This window comes from Bacillus sp. JZ109 (assembly GCF_053903135.1).
Genome location: NZ_CP096388.1, coordinates 3303532 through 3321277, shown reverse-complemented (window position 1 = coordinate 3321277; position 17746 = coordinate 3303532). Strand labels below are relative to the sequence as shown.

The following is a 17746-nucleotide window of genomic DNA, read 5'->3' as shown; positions in this document are numbered from 1 at the left end:
TTTGGTCTGCATTATAATCAAGGTGTGTGTGCAAGCTTACTTTTTAATTGGGAGGCCTTTATGTCAGCTTTTAAGATTGAGAACGAAACGATTGCAGATGGAATTTACGCGTGTCCGGCCGTCTATGAGGATGCAGAATCGATTACCGGGTTGCTCGTCCGAACAGCTGAATGGCTCCGGGATCGGGGTTCTAACCAATGGAGCGGACTTCTGAAAGGGCAAGATATACATGATATTACGGGGTCAATTGAAAAGGGACATGTGTTTGTGTTTAAAAAAGATGATGAGCTTGCGGCTGTCGTGATGCTGCTGCCTGAACCGAGCGAGTGGGACCGGACGCTTTGGGGAGACGATGGGCATGAGGAGTCCATTTATTTGCATCGCCTCGCAGTAAGCCGCCGGTTTGCGGGACAGGGGCTTGGAGCCCGCGTCCTTCAGTGGGCGGAGACGGGCATACACTTTCCGGAAAAAACGCGGATCCGGCTTGACTGTGTCGCTGATAGCGATGCCCTGCATTCCTTTTATCGGCGTATGGGATATGAATTCATGGGTGCTGATGCGTCCGGATATCATTTGTTTGAGAAAGAGATTACGGCAGAATAAGCGTCCTTTGCAGGGGGCTTTTTTGTCTTTTCTAAAAGGGAGGGCAGGCGATGTGTGGTCAATTTTATTTGTGACAGGGATTGTGACGGCTTGTCTGTTTGCTGGCGTATCCGTTTTGATGCGGATGAGATTTCCTGACAAAAGTCGGCCGGAATGGATGTTGGCCGGGCTGATCGTCCTTGGTGTGTTTGCGATCTGGTACAGCCTCGTGTATGTACGCGGCTGGGAAGGGGCTGCGCTCGGAATGCTTGGATTCAATGTCATTTTCGGAGCCATTGCCGGATATTTGATCGATAAGGCCATCCGGCGTTACAGGAAAAGATAAGGCTGCTGCCGTCTCTCATCATGTCGAAATTTTCACAGAACGGCAGGAATTTTCTTTCGAAAGGAGAAATACATATTACTTTAAAATGAAAGCGTTTTCCGAAGCAGGAAGGTGATGTTGATGATACACAGTGTGACAAATGGGCTGAATCGTTTTTGTACGTGGGTGATGAGACTGGCCTATTTGAATGTGCTTTGGATTTTGTTTTCTCTTGCAGGCCTGGTTGTATTTGGGCTGATGCCCGCTACTGCCGCGATGTTTACAGTGGCGAGAGAATGGGCGAAGGGGAATACAGATGCCCCGGTGTTTTCTGTCTTTTTTCGGACGTTTAAAAAGGAATGGCGGGCATCACAGATCCTCGGGCTTATCGTTGTGACGGCTGCCCTGTTTCTGTTTGCGGATATGCGGATAGCGGCTCAGATGGATCAGCCTGTGCTCGTCAATGTATTCCTGAGCATTAGTTTGATTTTCGCGTTTGTTGTGCTGTATGTGTTCCCGGTATTTTCTCATTTTGACGTAAAAATCAGAGAGGTGCTGAGCATCAGCTTTTTGATTGCTTTCAGCCGTCCGGCGGTGACACTTTTGATGGCAGCGGGCGCTGTCGGTGTGCTTTGTCTCGTTCTGTTTCATGTCACGTTTCTATTGTTTTTCAGCGGGAGTTTACTCAGCCTGATCTTAACGAAGCTGTCCTTTAAAGCGTTTCGGTCAATGGATCAGCGGCAGGAGAAAGAAAAGGCGGCATGAAGAAAAGAGTTGCTGGCTGGTACAGGCGGATGAAGATTAAGGATAAGCTGTTTGTGTTTCTATCGTTGATTATGGCCGTATCCTTTCTATTTGTATACAGCGGGGTCCAGTATGCCTTTCATGTGTATGATGAGCAGATTTACCGCAAGTCCTCGGAGGTGCTTCGCATGTCTTCTGAAAGGATCGAAGACGAGCTGAAGAAGATAGAGGATGTGTCATATGAAATCATTACAGACGAACAGATTCAGCGCATCCTGAGCATGCAAAATCGGGATGATACGTATGATCAATATCAAATGAAGCAGGAGCTTTGGGATCAGCTTGCGGGATATGCCAGTGATGAAAAGTACATCGATTCCATTCATTTGATTGATGCCCGCGGCTCAGAGTATTCAGCCGGAAGCAGTTCTTCAGATCTTTTGCAGCAGGAGCAGGAAGAGGTATTTAAGCGAGCGAAAGCGAAAAATGGAAGAAATCTTTGGATGACGCTCGGCGGGTCAGATCCTGTCCTGATTTCAGCACGGCAGATCAGGTCATATCACCAGCTGAGTCTGAACGGCTTGGGCATGGTGCTGATCCAAGTCAATGTAAAACAAATGATTCGTGATGTGCCGAAGGATTGGGGCGATTCAGTCGGAGACATTATGATTGCCGACCAAGGCGGGAATTTGGTGTATACGGCACATGCATCAGCGCATGTTCCTGAGGCAGCAAAAGAGACGCTGAAGCACCCCGGTTATGACTTGATAAAAAAGAATGGCAAACGTTACTTTATTTCTTATCTTCAATCATCCTACCAAAATTGGAGCTACTATAACGTTATCCCCTTTGATCAGATGTTCGCGAAAATTTCCTTTATGAAAACAGTGATCGGCACATGCTTTCTCCTCTTTTTCTGTGTGGTTTTGCTTTTCGGAAGGAAAATCGCCAACAGCATCACGGAGCCGATTGAACAGCTTGTGACCGCGATGAAATCGGTACAGCACGGCGGTATTGAAGCAGGTGTGTCGCTTTCTCTGCCGGAACATACACAGGATGAGGCCGGCATGCTGAACCGCCATTTTACTGTCATGATGAAACGGATTAATGAGCTGATGGAAGAAAATGTGGAAAAACAGCTCATTATTAAAGAAACCGAATTGAAAGCACTGCAAGCCCAGATCAATCCGCATTTTTTATATAACACGCTCGAGTCCATCAATTGGCTGGCCAAGGCGAATCAGCAAAAGCAAATCTCAAAAATGGTGGAATCGCTCGGTTTTCTTCTGAGAAACAGCATACATATGAAAAAGGATATCGTGACCATTCAGGAGGAGGCGGACATTTTACGTCACTATATGACCATTCAGCGATTTCGATTTGAAGAGCGCCTGAATTTCACGTTGGATATTGACGATGAGGTGAAGCATTGCCTCATTCCGAAACTGACGCTCCAGCCGCTTGCGGAAAATGCGATTCAATACGCGCTTGAACCCTTTACAAGGCCATGCGCCATCCGGATTCAGGCGAAAAAGGCAAAGGAATGTGTCTGTATTACGGTCGAAGATAACGGTCCTGGCATGGATGGACGGATTCTTGAATCAACGGGCGGAAGAGGAATCGGACTTTGGAATATTCGCGAGCGCATCAGCCTGACATTCGGAGAGCCATACGGCTTGCGGATTCATAGTGAGCATGAAAAGGGGACGAGGATTGTGATCACAATACCGTGCCGAAATGAGGTGGTGTGATGTATAAAATACTGCTGGCTGATGATGAGAGGATTATCCTTGATGGAATGGCAGGAATCATTGAGTGGGAGTCGCTTGGCGCCTCATTGATCGGTAAAGCGCAGAACGGACATGAAGCATATGAAAAGATTGTACATAAGCAGCCGCATATCGTCATCACAGACGTCAAAATGCCCGGCATGGACGGGCTTGAGCTGATCAAAAAGGTGTCAGCCATCAGCCCGTCGGTGCAATTTATCGTCCTGTCCGGGTTTGGAGAGTTTGAGTACGCAAAGGAAGCCATGAAATATGGGGTGAAGCATTATTTGCTGAAACCCTGCAATGAACAGCAGATTATCAGCTCGCTGGAGGAAATCATTGCTGAGCTGAAGCGGCAAGATGTGCACAAAAAGAAAACAGCCCATCTGAAACACGAGCTGGACCATATCCGTTCCTTTGCAGCTGATCAATACTTGGAAGGCTTGATCGCCGGTGTGGCCCAGCTGTCTCCACCGCCTTCACTTGCCGGAAAAAAGATCCGCCTCTTGATCTTAAAAGGGGAACAATCTATTGATGCCACAGCCAGAGAGGCACTCGGGTCGGCACTGACAGCGGTTAGCAGCAGCGGAGAATGGACCGTGCTCGCCGTAGTGGAGAACGCCACTGAAAAGGCGGCGGAGGTTTTTGCGGACCGCAAGATGGCCATCAGTCAGGCGGGAGAACTCCGGAACGCGGGGCAGCTGTTTCGTGACACAGCCGAAGCGTCTGGTGACCTGCATGGGAGCGCAGTGATTTCAAAAATGATCAGGCTTATTGCCGACGAGCTCGGAAATCCGAATCTGTCCTTAAAATGGGCGGCGAAGGATATGCTGTTTATGAATCCTGATTATCTCGGGAAGTTATTTAAGCAGGAAACAGGCGAGAAATTTTCACAATATGTTACACGAGTGCGTCTTGAACATGCGATAAAACAGATGAAAATGAGGCGGGATGCGAGTGTATCAGAAATTGCTGAAGAAATCGGGTTTGGCGATAATCCGAAGTATTTCAGTCTTGTTTTTAAAAAATATACCGGTCTGACACCGTCAGAATTCAGAAGAAAACAGGGAGGCGCTTCCGCAGGATAGCCATCTCTGTTTTTTTGACTTTCGCCACTGTTTTTTGAGTGTTTCGCCCTATCCGAACGCTTTAAAATAAAATGTAAGCACTTACATTAAAGGGGGGATTGGTTTGAAGAAGATTTGTTACGTTCTGTTATCGCTTGTCTGTGTCTTTATTTTCAGCGGATGTTCTGTGGGCGAAGAGGCATCGGGGAAAAAAGAAGACATTACGCTCAGAATCGCGTGGTGGGGCGGGCAGCCAAGGCATGATTATACAACAAAGGTAATTGAACTTTACGAGAAAAAGAATCCTCACGTCCATATTGAAGCGGAATTTGCGAACTGGGATGACTACTGGAAAAAGCTTGCGCCCATGTCTGCCGCCGGCCAGCTTCCGGATGTCATTCAAATGGATACCGCTTACTTAGCCCAATACGGAAAGAAGAACCAGCTGGAGGATTTAACGCCGTATACAAAGGATGGAACGATTGACGTCAGTTCAATCGACGAGAATATGCTGTCGGGCGGAAAAATCGACAATAAGCTTTATGGATTTACGCTAGGTGTCAACGTGCTGTCTGTGATTGCCAATGAAGATATGCTGAAAAAAGCCGGTGTGTCTATCAATCAGGAAAACTGGACGTGGGAGGATTACGAGAAGCTGGCGTATGATCTTCAGGAAAAAGCTGGTGTCTACGGTTCCAACGGAATGCATCCGCCTGATATTTTCTTCCCGTATTATTTGCGCACAAAGGGTGAGCGCTTTTACAAAGAAGACGGCACTGGCCTCGCGTATCAAGATGATCAGATGTTTGTCGATTACTTTGAACGGCAGCTGAGGCTGGTGAAAGCGAAAACGTCCCCAACACCTGATGAAAGCGCACAGATTAAAGGGATGGAAGACGATTTTATCGTTAAAGGCAAATCAGCGATTACATGGAACTACTCCAATCAATATTTGGGCTTTGCCCGGCTGACAGACTCGCCTCTGTCTCTCTATCTGCCGCCGGAGCAAATGAAGGAAAAGGCGCTGACACTGAAGCCGAGTATGCTGTTTTCCATTCCGAAAAGCTCTGAGCATAAAAAAGAGGCAGCGAAATTTATTAATTTCTTCGTGAATAATGAGGAAGCGAACCAGCTGATTAAAGGCGAGCGAGGCGTTCCAGTCTCCGACAAGGTGGCGGATGCGATTAAACCGAAGCTGAATGAGGAAGAAGCCAACATCGTGGAGTATGTAGAAACCGCGTCAAAAAACATCAGCAAAGCCGATCCGCCAGAGCCTGTGGGAAGCGCGGAGGTCATCAAGCTGCTGAAGGATACGTCAGATCAGATTCTGTATCAGAAGGTATCGCCGGAAAAAGCCGCCAAAACGTTCCGGAAAAAGGCCAATGAGATATTAGAGAGGAATAATTGACGGGAAATGGGGCTGACGCAATGAAAAAAAGCCGGAGTATTAGAAAAGACAATCTGGCGGGATATGCTTTTATTTCTCCGTTTATCATCGGGTTCCTATGCTTTACGGTGATTCCGATGGGGGCGTCCCTGTTTCTGTCCTTCACGAGTTATGACTTGTTTACGGCGCCGAAATGGATCGGGCTCGACAACTTTAAGGAAATGTTTACGGGTGACGAAAAGTATTGGCAGTCTCTGAAGGTGACGTTTACGTATGTGCTTGCCGGGGTTCCGCTCCGCCTCGGCTTCGCGCTTTTTATCGCTGTCATTTTAAACAATGCAGCAAAAGGAACGGCCATTTACAGAACGCTCTTTTATCTGCCTTCGATCATCGGCGGGAGCGTCGCCGTGGCGATTATGTGGCGCAATATTTTTGGCAATGACGGGGTCATCAATGCGCTGCTGTTTTTTGTCGGGATTGATCAAAAAATTCTTTGGTACCAGAATCCGACAAGTGCGCTGTGGACATTGATTCTGCTGTCCGTCTGGCAGTTCGGGTCGTCAATGCTGATTTTTCTGGCCGGGCTGAAAAACATTCCGTCTTCGTATTTGGAAGCGGCAAGTGTGGATGGGGCAAATCGGGTGCAGCGTTTCTTCAAGATCACGCTTCCGATTCTTACACCGATTATTTTCTTTAACCTAGTGATGCAGACGATTTCTGCTTTTATGACATTTACACCTGCCTATATCATTTCGAAGGGCGAGGGCGGGCCGCTTGACGGGACACTTCTCTATTCGCTCTATTTGTTCCAGCGTGCGTTTAACTATTTTCAAATGGGCTACGCATCGGCGATGGCGTGGGTCATGCTTGTCATTGTCGGGCTGATTACGCTCATATTGTTTAAAACATCATCATATTGGGTTCATTACGAGTCAAAGGAGGAATGACGGATGGAGCCGGTCAACGAGCCTGTCAGAAAAGCCCCGGTTTTAGAAAGAAAAAAAGCCGGTCGCGTCAGTCCCAAACGCATACTGTTCCATGTTTTTACGGCAACGCTGGCGGTGTTACTGCTGTACCCGGTCATTTGGCTGTTTGTCAGCTCGTTTAAAGAAAGCGCCAGTATTTTTACAACCTCACATTCTCTCATTCCCGACCCTTTTATTCTCAGTAACTATGCTGAAGGGTGGAAGGGTATCGCGGGACAGCCGTTTCTGACGTTTATTAAAAACTCGGCGATCATTGTCGGACTGTCAACAATCGGTGCCGTCCTGTCATCGGCTGTCATTGCGTACGGATTTGCGCGTATTCCGTTTAAGGGAAAAAAATTTTGGTTTGCGTGCATGATGGGGACGTTAATGCTGCCTCATGAAGTGTTGATGATTCCGCAGTATATTATGTTTGCGAAATTAGACTGGCTGAATTCCTTTAAACCAATTGTCGTTCCGCAATTTTTCGGGCATGCGTTTTTTATCTTTCTGATGATCCAGTTTATCCGGACGATTCCCGAGGAGCTGGATGAAGCCGCGCGAATCGACGGATGTGGGCGCTTTGCCTGCTTTTGGCGGATCATTCTCCCGCTGATTGCCCCGGCGCTTGCGACGTCTGCGATTTTCTCCTTCTATTGGAAGTGGGAGGAGCTGATTCAGCCGCTCTTGTATTTGAATAAGCCGGAGCTTTACCCTGTTTCACTTGCGCTGAAGCTTTTTCTCGATACAGAGTCGGCTTCGAACTGGGGCGCGATGTTTGCCATGTCAGCCGTCTCGTTATTGCCTGTGATTCTTGTATTCTTTTTGTTTCAGAAATATATCGTTCAGGGCATCAGTACGACCGGATTAAAATAAAAAGGAGTGTTGCAGATGGCACAGCTTATCTTTGATGAAGAAAAGGTGACGTCGGTTATTGACCGGATCGTGAAACGGACATTTCAGATGGATTTTGCGTGGGATTGGCCGGGCGGCGTCGCGTTTTACGGCGTGGCGGAGGCCTATGAAGCGACGGAAAACGAGGAATATATCAATCTGTTAAAAACGTGGGTGGATGAACAGCTGGAGGATGGGCTGCCGTCGCTTTCAATCAACGGAGTTTCCATCGGGCATACGCTTTTGTTCCTCCACAAGGTGACGGGTGATGACGTGTATTTGGAAACAGCGGCCGAGATGGCGGAATATGTGCTGCATAAGGCGCCGCGCTTTGGCGAGGGTATCCTTCAGCATACGGTGAATGCGGCAGAATACGTATTCCCTGAACAGGCATGGGCGGATACACTGATGATGGCTGGGCTGTTTATGCTGAGAATCGGGCGGATCATGGAGCGTGAGGATTATTTTGAAGACGGCCTGCGCCAGTTTCACGGACATGAGGATGTGCTTCAGGACCCTGTCACGAATTTGTACTACCACGCCTGGGACAACAAAGCGCAAAATCATCTGTCGGGGATTTATTGGGGCAGGGCGAACGGCTGGGCGGCACTCACGATGGCAAAGGCGCTCCCGCTCATTGAGGTGACACATCCTTCCTTTATGATCATCGACGGATCGCTCAGAGACCAGCTGAGCGCGCTTGTCCGGCTTCAGGATGAATCAGGGCTGTGGCATACGATTTTGGATGATCCCGATTCTTATCTGGAGGTTTCGGCATCAGCGGGTATTGCCTCTGCTCTGATGTCGAGCGGAAAGCTGTATACAAAATATGTGCAGAAATCGCTTGCCGCCATTTTGGATGCGGTGGAAGAGGACGGACGGGTCAGCAAGGTATCGGCAGGGACAGCCGTCATGAAAAATGCCGAAGGATACAAACAGGTGCCTTACAAACGAATACAAGGATGGGGGCAGGGACTTGCGCTGACGTTTCTTGCTGATGTTTTGAAAACGAAAAAACGCGTGTATCAGTAAAGACAGCGGCGGGGGGAAAGGGATGAAAAAACAGCCTCAACAGAAGGAACGGGTTTCTCGCTGGAAGGGAACGTATTTCAAAAGAAACTTTGTCTTCATTTTGCTGATTGCCTGTATTCCCGGATTGCTGACTGGCGGCGCAATCTACTTTCTTTCGATCGACAAGGTGGAGAAAGAGCTGCAGAGATCGCATGAAACACAGGTGGCGCGTGAGGTCAGCCGAATGGATGAGAAGCTGGGAGTGCTTGAACTGGCACTCACCCAGATGGCCTACGATTCTTCACTGATGAATGGATTGGCCGAGAGGGATTTGGAGAAAGACTTTACGTTCTCCTATCAATTAACGAAAAAGCTGTTTCTTTTGCGGGACCAGCAGCCGCTGATCGAGCAGGCTTCCATCTTTCTGAACAGCCCCCGGCCACTTGTGCTGAGCCCTGAATACAGCGCTTTGACAGAACAGGAGGCGCTTCGCAAGTATCGCTCGCTGCTTGCCTCAGACCACAGCATTTATTGGAAACGGTCGGGAAACCAAGCGATGCTGATCCAGCTCATTCCGGGCGCGGCGGAGAAACCGTTCGGCGCGATCATGCTGGCGGTTGATCCGAAAGAAATGGAATCAATCCTGCAAAGCTTGTCCCCCTATCCTGATGGCAGTGCGCTACTTTTAGATCAAAATCAAGAGGTGCTGTTTCATGAAGGGGAAAAAGATTTTGAAAAGACTTTACTTCAAGAGATAAAAAAACAGCCTGCTGAGAACGGCCATTTTCAGATGGAATGGGAAGGCAAGGTGTATTCTGTCTCCTTTGGAGAAATGAACCGGATGCATCAGCAATGGACCTTTGTGTCAGCGGCGCCTCTTTCAGCTATTACAGCGCCGATGGTGTTTTTATCAAAAGTGATCATCGTGATGCTGGTCATTTGCATCGGTTTGGCGGTGTGCATGACATGGTATGCATCAAAAAAAATCTATCGTCCCATCCAGCATTTGCTTGGCTTGTTTACCGGAGGAGAGAAGAAAACATGGCAGGCGTCCGGGCAGGATGAATTCAAATGGATTGAAAAGAGATGGCAGGATCTATCCCTTGAAAGCCGGAAGCTCCAACAGCAGCTCCTGCGGCAGACGCCCCATATGAAAAAAAGTTTTTTGCAGCATCTCTTGCAGGGCGATTTTTACTATGACAACGAGGAAAGCCTCAGATTGCGGATGGAGGAGGCTGGCTGGAACATCGGCGGAAACGTGTTTCATGTGCTGGATCTTCAATTGACAGGACTCCGCTGTGAAAAAAGCATCTTCTGTTGCGATGATGAACAGCTCGCTGTGTTTACACTGACTAATATCGCTGAGGAATTGGCGGATAAACGCGTTTTTCAGCTCTCCATACTTGATATCGGCCGGCTTTCTATCACCGTTCTTGTGATGAAAACAAACAGCTCTGATCTGAAGGCGTATATAACGGAGCTGGCACGCCAATTTGGGGATGTAACCGGACTATGCCTGACCTCGACATTGAGCAGCAAAACGGAGCGTGTCACGGAAATCCCTTCTTTATTTCAGAATGTAAAATGCGGCAAATCCTGCAGGCAGTTTGCCAACCGGAATCAGGTCATTGATTTGCAGGCCGACTTCCCTCAGGATGAGCAGTTCGCTCCTTATTACCCTTTTGAACTGGAAAAACAAATTGTTCAGGCCATCCGGCTGGAAAGAAAACAGGAGGCCGAGGAACTGATTCGTGTATGCATGGAGGAACTGGCGGAAAAGGCGGCTATAGACAGGCATGTGCACTCCGCCCTGATTCAGCTGTTTTCCCGCATTCAGGAGGATATTTTGCATTCCGGGCTCAATCCCAGCGAACTATTTCAGCACCGGAATCCGTTTCTTGATATTTCAGAATTGCGCGAACCTAATGAAGCGGCGGCCTGGCTGATGGATGCAGTGGTGACGCCTTACCTTTCCAAGCTTGAGGGCAGAAAAAACAGACAGCAAAAGCAGCTGGCAGAACGTGTGATTGCGATGATTCACGAACAGTATATGGCGGATATTTCATTGGAAAGCTGTGCCGATGCGCTTGGCATGAATTCATATACGTTAAGCAAGGCATTTAAGCAAGTGACCGGCATTAATTTTATCGATTATGTGACCCAGATCAGAATCGAAAAGGCGAAAGAACTGCTGGTCAATACGAATAAAAAAATTCATGACGTGTCAGAAGAAGTCGGCTACCGCCACAATTACTTTAACCGGATTTTTAAAAAACAGGTCGGCATGCCGCCGGGTGTCTTCAGGCAAATGTATCAGGAAACGCCGTGAAAGGAGAGAACATGTGATGAAGAAACCAATTCAAGTATTTTTAGCGGGAGATTCCACTGTGAGTGACTGCCCGCCTCATGAAGCGCCGATGGCGGGGTGGGGGCAGGTATTCGGGCAATTGTTTTCTGAAGAGGTAGTGGTACACAATCATGCCAAAGGAGGAGCGAGCACCAATTCTTTTGTGGAGGAAGGAAGGCTTCAAGCAATTGCTGAACGCATCACACAAGGCGATTATTTGTTGATTCAATTCGGCCACAATGACCAAAAACCGCGGGGGACGAAGCCGTACTCCACATTTCAGCAGTTTCTTACCTTGTTTGCAGATACGGCACGCGAAAAGGGCGCGCATCCTGTGTTCGTCACATCGGTGCAGCGCCGCCGCTTTGATGAAAACGGACGAATCGAGCATTCCCTCGGTGAGTATCCCGATGCGATGAAAGCACTGGCGAAGGAGCTCGATGTACCTGTGATTGATCTGCTTGCGAAAACAAAGGTGCTGTATGAAGCATACGGGCCGGAGGAGTCGAAGCGATTGTTCGTTTGGTTTCAGCCGAATGAACATCCGAATTACCCGGACGGCATTGAGGACAATACGCATTTTTCGGAAGAAGGTGCAGTGGAGGTTGCGAAGCTTGTGGCAGAAGGCATTGAAGAGCTCGGACTTCCGCTTAAGAACCACCTTGTGAGCCGGGAGGGGAAAGAACATGTATAAGGAAGGCGCGTGTCTGTACCGCAATCCGCTCCGGTCTAAAAGCGATGTGAAGGACTGGCGGATGGAGGGAGGCGGACAGATCTCATTTGACGATCACAGCTTGCACCTGTCACATGTCCAGGACGATGTGCACTTTGTCTTTTGGTGTCCGGAAACCTTTCCAGACGGCATCATTGTGACATGGGACTTCTCTCCGATCGAGCAGCCGGGATTGTGTATGCTGTTTTTTTCTGCTGCGGGAATGGGAGGCGAGGATTTGTTTGATCCAAGTCTCCAGAAAAGAACGGGAAAATACCCCAAGTATCATTCGGGGGACATCAATGCGCTCCACCTGTCGTATTTCCGCAGAAAATACGCGGAGGAAAGAGCGTTCCGCACCTGCAATTTAAGAAAAAGCCGCGGTTTCCACCTCGCCGCAATGGGGGCCGATCCGCTGCCTTCTCCAGACGACGCTGATTCTCCGTATCGTATGAAGCTGATCAAAGACAAAGGCTATGTGCACTTTTCAATCAATGGTCTGCCCATTCTTGAGTGGATGGACGACGGCAGCACATATGGGCCTGTGTTAACAAAAGGAAAAATCGGGTTCCGGCAGATGGCCCCCATGAAAGCAGCTTATAGGGATTTTGCCGTACATCAAGCGGTGAGAAGATGAAGACGACTGTAACGGACACGCTTTATGCAGGCTGCGAAGCGGTGGTGAAAATAGCATGGCTCAACGGGCTGTGGCTGTTGTTTACACTTTTGGGCGGCGTTCTTTTCGGATGGGCGCCGAGCACAGCTGCGATGTGTGCCATTATAAGGAAATGGCTGATGGGGCAAAAGGATGTCCCGATATTTTCGTTATTTCTCGATACCTATAAAAAAGAGTTTCTCAAGGTTAATGCGATCGGATTGGCGTTTTCGGCTCTTTTGCTCATATTGTCTGCCAACTATCATTATTTTTCTGCCAGTACGAATTGGCTGTCCTTTGCAGTAACAAGCTGCACGCTGCTTGCAGGGCTTTTGTATATCATCGCGCTGATGTATGTGTTTCCCCTTTATGTGCATTACCAGCTCCCGCTTCGCAAATATATTCCGCAGGCACTGCTGTTTGGCGCCATGAGACCGCTGACAACCGGCTGTATGCTGATCGGGTGCGGATTTGTCCTTTATTTGCTTTATACGCTTCCTGGCCTGATCCCATTTTACGGCCCGTGTTTATTTGGGCTTGTGTTGATGTTTTTTGCTCTTAGGGGATTTCAAAAGACGGAGGCCCAGCACCATCAAGCCGGGTAACAAAAAAGTGACAAATACGCAAAAAAGTGCAGTGTCCGAAATAGGCAGATGCAAAAAAGTGAAATTGAAGACAGCTCACACAGCGCATAAAATTCAATTTAAGTAAGCGCTTACAGATAAATGAGAAGGAGCTGTCTGATGATTACACGAAGGAAACGCATGTTTACCGCTGTTACGTTGCTGGTCTTGTTGGTGATGGGAACCTCTGTATGTCCTGTGAAAGCTGAAGGGGCAGCGCGGCAGATGGAAGCGCTGAACCGGGGGCTTGTAGCGGTCAAGACGGACGGGGGCATTTTTGTCAGCTGGCGGTTTCTTGGAACCGAAAACGCATCTGTTTTGTTCAATGTGTACAGAGACGGGCAAAAACTGAATGCTGCGCCTGTCAAAACCACGAACTATGTGGATAAAAACGGATCGGCGGGCTCAACGTATACGGTTCGTGCTGTTGTAAACGGTACCGAACAGCCGGCTTCTGAAAAAGCCTCCGTATGGGCGCAGCCGTATCATTCCGTCCCGCTGGATAAACCGGCTGGCGGCACGACGCCAAAGGGTGAAGCTTACACGTACAGCGCTAATGACGCAAGTGTTGGCGATGTGGATGGTGACGGGCAATACGAGCTGATCCTGAAATGGGACCCGTCCAACTCAAAAGACAATTCACAGGATGGCTATACGGGTGACGTGCTGATTGACGCGTATAAACTGGACGGCACAAAGTTATGGCGGATCAATCTCGGCAAAAACATCAGAGCGGGCGCGCACTACACCCAGTTTATGGTGTATGACCTTGATGGTGACGGAAAAGCAGAAGTGGCAATGAAAACGGCAGACGGGACAAAAGACGGCACGGGCAAAGTAATTGGAAATGCCAATGCAGATTACAGAAATGAACAGGGGCGTGTGCTTTCAGGCCCTGAATATCTCACTGTGTTTCAAGGTTCAACCGGGAAAGAGCTTGTCACCGCAAATTTTGAACCGGCGCGCGGCAATGTGTCGGATTGGGGAGACAGCTACGGCAACCGTGTTGACCGTTTTCTCGCCGGCATTGCCTACCTTGATGGACAGCGGCCGAGCCTGATCATGACCAGAGGGTATTACGCTAAAACCATGCTAGTTGCCTATAACTTCAGGGACGGAAAGCTGTCAAAGCTTTGGACGCTGGACTCCTCAAAGTCAGGAAATGAAGCGTTTGCCGGACAGGGGAATCACAACCTGAGCATCGCGGACGTTGACGGGGATGGAAAAGATGAGATTATTTTCGGCTCAATGGCTGTTGATCATGACGGGAAAGGCATGTACTCGACCGGCTTAGGCCATGGGGATGCCCTCCATACAGGAGATCTTGATCCGGGCCGGCCGGGGCTTGAGGTGTTTCAAGTACATGAGGACAAAAATGCAAAATACGGCTTATCTTTCCGGGATGCTGCAACCGGAAAAATCCTTTGGGGCGTTTATGCCGGCAAGGATGTAGGCCGGGGAATGGCTGCTGATATTGACCCGCGTTATCCGGGACAGGAGGTGTGGGCAAACGGTTCTCTCTACTCAGCGAAAGGGGTCAAAATCGGAAGCGGGGTTCCGTCCTCGACCAACTTCGGCATCTGGTGGGACGGCGATCTGCTCCGGGAACAGCTGGACAGCAACCGAATTGATAAGTGGGATTATCAAAACGGCGTATCGAAAAATGTGCTGACTGCATCAGGCGCAGCGGCTAACAACGGCACAAAAGCAACACCGGCGCTTCAGGCTGATCTGCTCGGTGACTGGCGCGAGGAAGTCGTGTGGAGAACGGAGGACAGCAGTGCTCTGCGCATTTACACGACGACCATTCCGACTGAGCACAGGCTGTATACGTTGATGCACGATCCGGTGTACCGGCTTGGCATCGCCTGGCAAAATGTCGCCTATAACCAGCCGCCGCACACAAGATTCTTTTTAGGAGACGGCATGGCGGAACAGCCAAAACCAAATATGTATACGCCTTAACTGAAAGGGGGAAGGAACGGGCTGCGCGCAGCCCGTTCCCATCAAATGAAACCAAAAAAGAGGCAAATGGAATACTTGACCAGAGGTTTGATTGCGGTAAAGACAGATCAGGGCGTGTTTGTCAGCTGGCGTTTTCTCGGAACAGATCATGAGACGACGGCTTTTCACCTTTATCGGGATGGAAAGCGGATCACCCGCGATCCAATCGCTGAAAGCACTAATTTTCTCGATCAAAACGGAACGGCTGACTCTGTTTATCAAGTGGCGGCTGTCAATAAAGGACGGGAAGAAAAGCTTTCCAAGGAAGCTCGTGTTTGGCAGGAAAATGTTCTGGAGGTTCCGCTTACCAGACCGGAAGGCGGTGTGACGCCGGACGGAAAGCCGTACACTTACAGAGCCAATGATGCCAGTGTCGGGGATGTAGACGGGGATGGAGAATATGAAATGATCCTGAAGTGGGACCCATCCAATTCAAAAGACAACGCTCATGACGGTTATACCGGGGAGGTGCTCATAGATGCCTATAAACTGGACGGCACCTTTTTGTGGCGCATCAACCTCGGCAGAAACATCAGGGCGGGCGCTCATTACACGCAATTTATGGTGTATGACCTGGATGGTGACGGAAAAGCAGAAATCGCCATGAAAACAGCTGACGGCACAACAGACGGGAAAGGACATATCATCGGTGATGAGCATGCCGATTTTAGAAACGAACAGGGCAGAATTTTGTCCGGTCCGGAATATTTGACGGTGTTTAAAGGAGAAACCGGTGAGGCGCTCACAACCGTGGAATATGAACCGCCCCGCGGCAAGCTGGAGGATTGGGGAGACGGCTATGGAAACCGGATGGACCGTTTTCTCGCCGGGATCGCTTATTTGGATGGGGAGCGGCCGAGCCTTGTAATGGCACGCGGCTACTATACGAGAGCCGTGCTCGTGGCATACGATTTCAGAAACGGAAGGCTCAAAAAACGCTGGGTATTTGACTCCAACCAGCCGGGACATGAAGCGTACGCAGGACAGGGGAACCACAGCTTAAGCGTGGCGGATATCGACGGAGACGGAAAAGATGAAATCATATACGGCGCAATGGCTGTCGATCATGACGGAACCGGCCTGTACTCAACGGGGCTCGGGCACGGAGACGCGATGCATGTAGGGGATCTGGACCCGTCACGAAAAGGGCTTGAAGTGTTCCAGGTGCATGAGGACGCCACGAAGCCGTACGGACTGTCGCTGCGAGATGCCGGAACCGGTGAGATATTATGGGGCGTCCATGCTGGAACTGACGTTGGCCGGGGCATGGCGGCTCATATTGACCCAAGCTACAAAGGGTCGCTCGTCTGGGGAATTGATCCGCCGGGCAATGATGGCATGTCGTATGGGCTTTTTACGAGCAAAGGCGAAAAAATCAGCGACAAAGCGCCCTCTTCAGCCAATTTCGCCATCTGGTGGGACGGTGATTTGGTCAGAGAACTGCTTGATCATGACTGGGACGGAACGATCGGCAGGCCAAAGATTGAAAAATGGGATGCTGAAAACGGCTGTCTGAAGACGATATTTCAGCCGGCCGGCGTGCTGTCCAACAACGGCACGAAAGGAAACCCGGTTCTTCAGGCCAACCTGTTCGGAGACTGGCGGGAAGAAGTGATATGGAGAACGGAAGACAGCAGCGCGCTCCGTATCTATACAACGACACATCTCACCCGCCACCGCTTTTACACGCTGATGCATGATCCGGTTTACAGGCTCGGCATCGCCTGGCAGAATACCGCCTACAACCAGCCGCCGCACACGAGCTTTTACCTCGGAACGGGAATGAAAAAACCGCCGAAGCCCGCCCTGTACATAGCGGGAAGCAAAGCGGAGGCGCCGCTGTAGGAGGACTAAGGGATAAGACGTAAAGGCTGAACGCTACGACAAGATGATTAGAGAACGGGCAGGACGAACCAATGCACAAACGCTGTACGCACCGGTTTTTTCAAGGGAAGAGCTATCCGTGATGGAAGCTGTATAAAAACGAGGGGGAATGAAAAATGGCAAATCATATTTATCTTGCCGGCGATTCGACTGTTCAAACGTATGGAGACAGCACAAATCAAGGGGGCTGGGGGCAGTTTCTCGGCTCGCATCTGCCGGAGCATATTCAGGTGATCAACAGAGCGATCGGGGGAAGAAGCTCGAAAACATTTGTGGAAGAGGGCAGGCTTCAGGCAATCCTTGATGTGATCGAGCCGGATGATTGGCTGTTCGTGCAGATGGGCCATAATGACGCGTCGAAAAATAAGCCGGAGCGCTACACCGAGCCCTACACTACTTATAAACAATATTTAAAGCAGTATATCGCAGGCGCGCGGGAAAAAGGCGCCCATCCGCTTCTCATTACCCCCGTAGCCCGCTTTCATTACGAAAACGGCGTGTTTTTGAACGATTTTCCAGATTACTGCATTGCCATGAAGCAGACGGCTGAAGAGGAAAATGTCCAGCTCATTGATCTGATGGAGAAAAGCCTTGCTTTCTTTACTGAGAAGGGCGAGGAAAAAGTATACACCTATTTTATGATTTCAGAAGGGATTAACGATTACACGCATTTTACAAAAAAAGGCGCAAATGAAATGGCGAAACTTGTGGCAAAAGGCATAAAGGAGCTCGGCCTGCCATTGACAGAATCGATCATCAAAGAAAGGTGAAAATATG

The 17746-nt window shown here is 49.4% G+C and carries 16 protein-coding genes; all 16 read left to right on the top strand.

Features of this window, described 5'->3' with window-relative positions:
* Positions 1-60 precede the first annotated feature (60 nt).
* The 16 genes from M1D94_RS17505 to M1D94_RS17430 all read left to right on the top strand — a co-directional run bounded on the left by M1D94_RS17505 (position 61) and on the right by M1D94_RS17430 (position 17739).
* Positions 61-603, top strand: a complete 543-nt coding sequence (locus tag M1D94_RS17505; protein ID WP_456270296.1) for a GNAT family N-acetyltransferase — start codon at positions 61-63, stop codon at positions 601-603.
* A 22-nt stretch (positions 604-625) separates the two neighbouring features.
* A complete protein-coding gene (locus tag M1D94_RS17500) occupies positions 626-928 on the top strand; it encodes a YesK-like family protein (protein ID WP_049140816.1) in 303 nt (100 codons plus the stop codon).
* 114 nt (positions 929-1042) lie between these two features.
* The gene (locus M1D94_RS17495) at positions 1043-1672 is read left to right on the top strand and encodes a YesL family protein (protein ID WP_019712807.1); all 630 of its coding nucleotides are present in this window, start codon (positions 1043-1045) and stop codon (positions 1670-1672) included.
* Complete coding sequence (gene yesM, locus M1D94_RS17490) at positions 1669-3402, top strand: two-component system sensor histidine kinase YesM (RefSeq protein ID WP_019712808.1); 1734 nt, start codon at positions 1669-1671, stop codon at positions 3400-3402. The genes M1D94_RS17495 and yesM overlap by 4 nt, the downstream gene beginning before the upstream one ends.
* The gene (gene yesN, locus M1D94_RS17485; protein ID WP_249852569.1) at positions 3402-4508 is read left to right on the top strand and encodes a two-component system response regulator YesN; all 1107 of its coding nucleotides are present in this window, start codon (positions 3402-3404) and stop codon (positions 4506-4508) included. Before yesM ends, yesN begins: the two co-directional genes overlap by 1 nt.
* A 103-nt stretch (positions 4509-4611) precedes the next feature.
* Positions 4612-5895 (top strand): ABC transporter substrate-binding protein, encoded by a 1284-nt coding sequence (locus tag M1D94_RS17480; protein WP_456270295.1) that lies wholly within the window; start codon positions 4612-4614, stop codon positions 5893-5895.
* A complete protein-coding gene (locus M1D94_RS17475) occupies positions 5892-6821 on the top strand; it encodes a carbohydrate ABC transporter permease (RefSeq protein WP_003233835.1) in 930 nt (309 codons plus the stop codon). The genes M1D94_RS17480 and M1D94_RS17475 overlap by 4 nt, the downstream gene beginning before the upstream one ends.
* A 3-nt stretch (positions 6822-6824) precedes the next feature.
* A complete protein-coding gene (locus M1D94_RS17470) occupies positions 6825-7715 on the top strand; it encodes a carbohydrate ABC transporter permease (RefSeq protein WP_015252615.1) in 891 nt (296 codons plus the stop codon).
* Between the two features lie 15 nt (positions 7716-7730).
* Positions 7731-8765: a rhamnogalacturonyl hydrolase YesR gene (yesR, locus tag M1D94_RS17465; RefSeq protein ID WP_125121414.1), complete on the top strand. Its 1035-nt coding sequence runs from the start codon at positions 7731-7733 to the stop codon at positions 8763-8765.
* A gap of 22 nt (positions 8766-8787) precedes the next feature.
* On the top strand, positions 8788-11073 hold the full coding sequence (gene yesS / locus M1D94_RS17460) for a transcriptional regulator YesS (protein ID WP_125121413.1): 2286 nt from the start codon (positions 8788-8790) through the stop codon (positions 11071-11073).
* 13 nt (positions 11074-11086) lie between these two features.
* Positions 11087-11785 (top strand): rhamnogalacturonan acetylesterase, encoded by a 699-nt coding sequence (gene rhgT / locus M1D94_RS17455; protein WP_072173401.1) that lies wholly within the window; start codon positions 11087-11089, stop codon positions 11783-11785.
* Positions 11778-12440 (top strand): YesU family protein, encoded by a 663-nt coding sequence (locus tag M1D94_RS17450; protein ID WP_424935167.1) that lies wholly within the window; start codon positions 11778-11780, stop codon positions 12438-12440. Before rhgT ends, M1D94_RS17450 begins: the two co-directional genes overlap by 8 nt.
* Positions 12437-13063, top strand: coding sequence for a YesL family protein (locus tag M1D94_RS17445; protein ID WP_032726692.1), 627 nt, complete (start codon positions 12437-12439; stop codon positions 13061-13063). Before M1D94_RS17450 ends, M1D94_RS17445 begins: the two co-directional genes overlap by 4 nt.
* A gap of 138 nt (positions 13064-13201) precedes the next feature.
* Positions 13202-15046, top strand: a complete 1845-nt coding sequence (rhgW, locus tag M1D94_RS17440; RefSeq protein WP_456270294.1) for a rhamnogalacturonan lyase — start codon at positions 13202-13204, stop codon at positions 15044-15046.
* Positions 15047-15091: 45 nt separating this feature from the next.
* Positions 15092-16930 carry a rhamnogalacturonan exolyase gene (rhgX, locus tag M1D94_RS17435; RefSeq protein WP_424935165.1) on the top strand — a complete coding sequence of 613 codons (1839 nt, stop codon included), beginning with the start codon at positions 15092-15094 and terminating at the stop codon, positions 16928-16930.
* A 155-nt stretch (positions 16931-17085) separates the two neighbouring features.
* Entirely contained in the window at positions 17086-17739 is a 654-nt protein-coding gene (locus tag M1D94_RS17430; RefSeq protein WP_003233813.1) for a rhamnogalacturonan acetylesterase, read from the top strand.
* The last annotated feature ends 7 nt before the right edge of the window (positions 17740-17746 follow it).